Here is a 5,925-nt window from a genome sequence, read left to right as displayed (position 1 = left end):
CACGGGTGATCGCGCGCATGTACTTCGGGGAGAGGTACCGCTTCGCAGACGTCGCGCGCGTGCTGGGCACGGATCACCAGGCGCTCCTGCGGCGCATCGACACGCTGCGCCCCCTCCTGCGCAGGAACCTCGAGGGTGAGGGGCTTCCCCCGGAACTCGTGTCCAGGCTGCTGGAGCGGACAGAGCCCGTCGGCGCGGACGGTTTCGTCCTCGCGAAGGGGCTCACTTCGGGCGAAACGATCCTCTACCGCGTGCAGGAAGCGCCCGACAAGGTGTACAGCCTCTCCCCGCGCGAGTTCGAGGAGCTCGTCGCCGAGCTGCTTCACAGGCAGGGCTTCCAGGTCACGCTCACCCCGCCCTCCAGGGACGGGGGGTTCGACATGTACGCCGTGCGCAAGGACAGCCTGGTCGAGACCCTGTACCTGGTGGAATGCAAGCGGTACGCACGAACCAACCGGGTCGGCGTGGAGATCGTGCGCGCGCTGATGGGCGTAGTGGATACGGAACGGGCGAACGCGGGAATCATCGTCACCACGTCGACCTTTACCCAGGGAGCGAGGGAGTTTCAGCGCAGGCTGCAGAACGTGCTCTCGCTGCGCGACAACCGGTACCTGTATGACTGGCTGATGCTGTCCCGCGTCCCCCTGTCGGAGGCCGCCGGATAAGCCCGCGGCCGGATACGATCCGCGGCCGGGGGCGCCGGCCGGCGGACACGGAGCTGGATCCCGCCATCGCGCGGCTCATCCGCGAACTGGCGCCGCAGGTGCTGGGCGCCGTGGCCCGGCGGCACGGCGACTTCGACGCGGCCGAGGACGCCGTGCAGGAGGCGCTGCTGGCCGCCGCCACGCAGTGGCCCGCGCAGGGCATTCCCCAGAACCCGCGCGGGTGGCTGTACCACGTGGCCCTGCGCCGCATCACCGACCACCTGCGCAGCGAGATGGCCCGCCGCCGCCGCGAGGACGCCGTGGCCAGCCAGGTGTGGGCGGAGTGGGCGTTCGTCCCGCCGCCGGAGACGGACGTGGGCGTGAACGGCGACGACACGCTCACCCTCCTCTTCATGTGCTGCCACCCCGCCCTCACGCCGGCCTCCGCCATCGCGCTCACGCTGCGTGCCGTGGGCGGCCTGACGACGGCGGAGATCGCCAGCGCGTTCCTCGTCCCCGAGGCCACCATGGCGCAGCGGATCAGCCGCGCCAAGGCCAGCATCAAGCAGTCGAAGGTGCCGTTCAGCATGCCGGCCGCGGCGGAGCGGGCGGGGCGGCTAACGTCCGTGCTGCACGTGCTCTACCTGGTCTTCAACGAGGGATACGCCAGCAGCAGCGGGACGCGGCTGCAGCGCGCGGACCTGAGCAGCGAGGCCATCCGCCTGGCCCGCACGCTCCGCGCGCTGCTCCCCGACGACGCCGAGGTGGCCGGCCTGCTGGCGCTCATGCTGCTGACGGACGCCCGCCGCGCCGCCCGCGCGGGTCCGTCCGGCGAGCTCATCCCCCTGGACGAGCAGGATCGCGCGCGCTGGGATTCCGCGCTGATCGCGGAAGGCGCCGCGCTGGTAGAGCACGCGTTCAGCCGGGGCAGCGCGGGCGCGTACACGCTCCAGGCCGCCATTGCCGCCCTGCACGACGAGGCGCCCCGCGCGGACGACACCGACTGGCCGCAGATCCTGGCCCTTTACGGCGTGCTGGAGCGGATCTCGGACAACCCCGTCGTCTCGCTCAACCGCGCCATCGCGGCGGCCATGGTGCACGGACCCGCCGTGGGCCTGGAGCAGCTGCGCGTGCTGGATGCCGATCCACGGCTGCGCGGCCACTACCGGCTGGACGCCGTCCGCGGGCACCTGCACGAGCGCCTGGGCGACCACGAGCGCGCCGTCGCCCACTACCGCGCGGCGGCCGAGCGTACGGCCAGCCTCCCCGAGCGCGACTACCTCACCCTCAAGGCCGCCCGCCTGGCCGCCGCCCCTCCCACGGAATCGCCGCGGTAGGCGGATTCCGCGCGCCGCCTCGCTTCGATCGAGGCCCCGCACTGTCCACCGGTGCGGGGCCTCGTCGCGATCCGGAAAAGCAGTTGTTTCCTGAGGGACCCTCATGGACTCGACCGCGCCGGATGCGTGCGGCCCCGAAGGATCTTCCCGACCTGGCAGGGACCCAGTCCTGCGGCGAAGTCCCTGCCCCGCGAAGGAGATCCTTCGGTCGTGCCCATCGTCTCGTGAACGGGCAACTTCCGCGCAGGCGCTCCCTCAGGAAATCAACTCCGATGCGCAGTGTCAGCGCGGATTCGGTATTACGGACGCGATCGGGTGATCCGGTTCGCCGGATCCGCCGCTGCGGGGCACGCATCCACCCCACGCTGTCTTTCATCCTCCAGCGACGGCGGATGATGCTCCTCGCTAGAAACCGCGATGCGCCTCGCCTTGGCTCGGCGAGATCGCCTCGCGCGACCGGCATCCCGCGGATGTGCATCCCGCCGATCCCCGCACCGTCGTATCCGTGGCGCCTTCTACCCGTTTTTCTCACCCCACGGCGGATGCCATCCACCCCATAAACGCATGGAGTCGCCCCCGTTCGCTGGACCCTTCCGGAACGCCGCGCGAGAGTTCCTTCCGATCGCCGTGCTCGACGACGCGATCCGCACCGGACCGATCCCGCACCGGAGTCTCCCTCAGGCGAACCATGAAGAAGCCATCCCTCCGCCCGCTCTCCACGCCCGCCCCTCGCCCCCGCGACACCGAATCCGGCTACTTCGGATCCGGGAACGCGCCCCGCCGCACCGCCTGAGGACGGATGCACCGGCAGTGGGCGCGGGATACCCCCTCCTCTGTCCCCCGCCCACTGCCGGGCGCGCACGCGAAGGCGTAGATTGAAAGGCCATCCCCCGCCCCTTCGCCGCGCCTCCTCCACCCCATGACCCCACCCACGGACGCCCTCGCCGGGTTCCCCGATCCGGGGAAGGGGACGCTCGCCGGCCGCCTGCGCCTGCTGCGCATCCTCCTGCTGCGGCGCGACCTGCTGCTCCCCGTCGCCGCGCTGTGGGCCGCGCTGCTGGTGGTGTGGATGGCCGCGTACGCCCATCCCCTCGGCGGATTTGTCCCCGGGCCCGTGCTGGGGCAGGCGAGCTTCGAGGCCGCCAGCTGGATGGTGATGGCCGTCATCGGCGTGCCCGCGGGGTGGCTGCTGCCCACCGGGCGCCGCGCCCGCCCCCTGCAGGTCGCCGGCTTCCTGGCCGTCTCGCTGCTGCTCGTGGCCATCCGCGTGGAAGCCATCCGCCAGGTCGTCCCCTACCTGGGCAAGGCCGCCACCCCGCCGTTCCTGACGACGTTCATCTTCTACCTCCCGCGCAGCCTGTTCGTGGCCACCAGCTTCGTGGGCTGCGGGTTCGCCATGCGGATGATCCTGCAGGAGCAGGCCCAGCGCGCCGAGACGCTGCGCATCCAGGCCGGGGTGACCGCCGCGCGGCTGGAGGCGCTGCGCCACCGGCTGCGCCCGCGGCTGTTCATGGCGTGCGTGGACGTGATCTCGCGCCGCATGCGCCCCGACCCCGACGCCGCCGACCGCCTGGTGCTGCAGCTGAGCGACCTGCTGCGCGCGCAGCTGGCCCGCGGCCGCACCGAGCACGTGCGCCTGGCGGACGAGATGGACTTCGTCGCGCGCTACCTGCGCCTGGAGGCGGAGTGCGCGCCGACGCCCCTGGCCGTGGAGGTGAGCGCGGACCCGGACGTGCGCGACGCCGCCGTCCCCGCCAACTGCGTCGCCGTCCTGGCCGAGTCCGCCGTCCGCGCCCACGCCGCGGCGGGCGGCCCCGGGACGCTCGTGCTCTCCGCCCGCGCCGACGGCGCCGGCGGCGTGCGCGTCACCGCCCGGGACGACGTTCCCGGCGACGTGGAGCAGCGGCGCGCGGCCGGGCTGCTGGATCCCGTCCGCGAGCTGGCGGACACCCTGGCCGCGCGCCCGGGCGCCGCCTGCGCCCTCCACCTGGAGGACCGCCCCGGCGGCGGCGTGGTCGCCACGCTCCGGCTCTCCCCCCGCGGATGACCGCACCCTCCCCCGCCGTCCTCACCCCCGCCGACGCCGCCGCGCCGCCCTCCCCCGCTCCGCCGCGCGCGGACGACGGGCGGGTGCTGCGCCGGTTCGCGCCCTGGCTGCTGGCCTACTGGGTCTTCCTGGCCGCCGTGGGCGTCTTTCGCGACCTGTGGCTCTACCCGTCCAGCCGCTCCGCGGACGGGATCGCCGCCACCGTGCTCCGCGACACGGCGCTCATGGGCGTCTGGGCGGCCGTCTGCCTCGTGGTCATCTGGATCACGGGGCGCCCCGGCGTCCGCGCGCGGGGCGTGGCCCCCACGCTGGGCATCGCCGTCCTGCTGACGGGGGCCGCGCACGCCGCGCAGCTGCGGATCGCCTGCGTCCCCTTTCCCACCCGCGCGTGCCCGGCGGGGCTCACGCGGACGGGGCTGTCGCTGGCCTGGCTCCCCGTGGCGCTCCTCGTCACCATCAACCTCGTGGCCGTGGGCAACGCCGTGCACGCCGCCCTGCGCTCCCGCGCGGGGGTGGAGGCGGCGGCCCGCGCCTCGGCCAGCCTGGTGGAGGCCCAGCTGGCCGCGCTGTCCGGGCAGCTGCGGCCGCACTTCCTGTTCAACACGCTGCAGTCCGTCGCCACGCTCATGCACCGCGACCCGGACGCGGCCGAGGGAATGCTGGCGCGGCTGCGGACGCTGCTGGAGCGCTCCGCGTCCGTCCCCGCCGGCGGCGAGGTGTCGCTGCGGCAGGAGCTGGAGATGATGCGGATCTACGCCGAGCTGGAGATGCAGCGCTTCGGCGACCGGCTGCGGGTGGACCTCCAGGCCGATCCGCGGGTGCTGGACGCCGCCGTCCCCCTGTTCCTGCTGCAGCCGCTGATCGAGAACGCCGTGCACCACGCCGTGGCCGTCCGCGGGGAGGGGTGGATCCGCGTGGGGGCGGACGTGGACGCCGGCACCGGGCTGCTGCGCGTGACCATCCACGACAGCGGGGCGGGCGGCGCCCCGGGGCAGGCCGGCGTCTTCGGGGGCGGGATGGGGCTGGCCAACACGCGGGCGCGGCTGCGCACGCTCCATGGCGACCGGCAGTACCTGCGCATGGGCCGCGCGGACGACGGGGGCACGTTCGTCTCCATCGCCCTCCCCCTTCGCCCCGTGGAAGCCGCGGACGAGGAGGGGTGATGACGCTCCGCGTGCTGATCGTGGACGACGAGGCCCTGGCGCGCGAGCGGCTGCGGACGCTGCTGGCGCGCGAGGGGGGCGTGGAGGTGGTGGGCGAGTGCGCGGGCGGCGCGCAGGCCGTGGACGACGTGGCGCGGCTGCGTCCGGACGTGGTCTTCCTGGACGTTCAGATGCCCGAGGTGGACGGGTTCGACGTGGTGGCGCAGCTGGGCCCGGCGTGTCCCGCCGTGGTCTTTGCCACCGCGTACGACGAGTTCGCGCTGCGGGCGTTCGATGCCAATGCCGTGGACTACCTGCTCAAGCCCATCGGCGCGGATCGGCTGCACGTGACGCTGGAGCGTGCGCGGGCGCGCGCGGGCCGCCCCGCGGGGGAGCAGCTGGGCATCTCCGTGGACGCGCTGGTGGAGGCCGCCGCGGGGGATGGGCGCCGCGAGCGGCTGTCCGTGCGCACGGGCAACCGCATCGCCATCGTGCGAACGGCCGACGTGGTGCGCGCGGAGGCGGCGGACAACTACGTGCGCCTGTGGACGCGCCGGGGCGAGCACCTGTACCGCGCGACGATGTCGGAGATGATGGTGATGCTGGGCAGCGAGTGCTTCGTGCGCATCCACCGCTCCACCATCGTGAACGTGAACGAGGTGGAGTTCCTGGAGCCGTGGGGGTTGGGCGAGTACCAGTTCGTGCTGACGGACGGCACGCGTCTTCTCTCCAGCCGCCGCTACCGCCAGTCCATC

The 5,925-nt window shown here is 73.6% G+C and carries 5 protein-coding genes; all 5 read left to right on the top strand.

Annotated elements, in window-relative coordinates; all coding sequences use genetic code 11:
* Window positions 1-665 (top strand): restriction endonuclease (locus VFZ20_RS30195; protein ID WP_329687686.1); only part of this gene is annotated, 665 nt, incomplete at its 5' end.
* A 53-nt stretch (window positions 666-718) separates the two neighbouring features.
* A complete protein-coding gene (locus VFZ20_RS30190; protein WP_349264148.1) occupies window positions 719-1,981 on the top strand; it encodes an RNA polymerase sigma factor in 1,263 nt (420 codons plus the stop codon).
* 919 nt (window positions 1,982-2,900) lie between these two features.
* Entirely contained in the window at window positions 2,901-4,028 is a 1,128-nt protein-coding gene (locus VFZ20_RS30185; RefSeq protein ID WP_329687685.1) for a histidine kinase, read from the top strand.
* Window positions 4,025-5,191: a sensor histidine kinase gene (locus tag VFZ20_RS30180; protein WP_329687684.1), complete on the top strand. Its 1,167-nt coding sequence runs from the start codon at window positions 4,025-4,027 to the stop codon at window positions 5,189-5,191. The genes VFZ20_RS30185 and VFZ20_RS30180 overlap by 4 nt, the downstream gene beginning before the upstream one ends.
* Window positions 5,191-5,925 (top strand): LytTR family DNA-binding domain-containing protein (locus tag VFZ20_RS30175; RefSeq protein WP_329687683.1); only part of this gene is annotated, 735 nt, incomplete at its 3' end. The genes VFZ20_RS30180 and VFZ20_RS30175, both read left to right, overlap by 1 nt.

Source organism: Longimicrobium sp. (assembly GCF_036280135.1).
GTDB lineage: Bacteria > Gemmatimonadota > Gemmatimonadetes > Longimicrobiales > Longimicrobiaceae > Longimicrobium.
The sequence above is the reverse complement of the archived record's forward strand: the minus strand, read 5'-3'. Positions and strand labels throughout refer to the sequence as shown.

What these genes read in the sequence shown, in the direction of transcription:
- VFZ20_RS30185 (WP_329687685.1), top strand. Translation starts at nt 2,901, where the DNA reads ATGACCCCACCCACGGACGCCCTCGCCGGGTTCCCCGATCCGGGGAAG.
- VFZ20_RS30180 (WP_329687684.1), top strand. Translation starts at nt 4,025, where the DNA reads ATGACCGCACCCTCCCCCGCCGTCCTCACCCCCGCCGACGCCGCCGCG.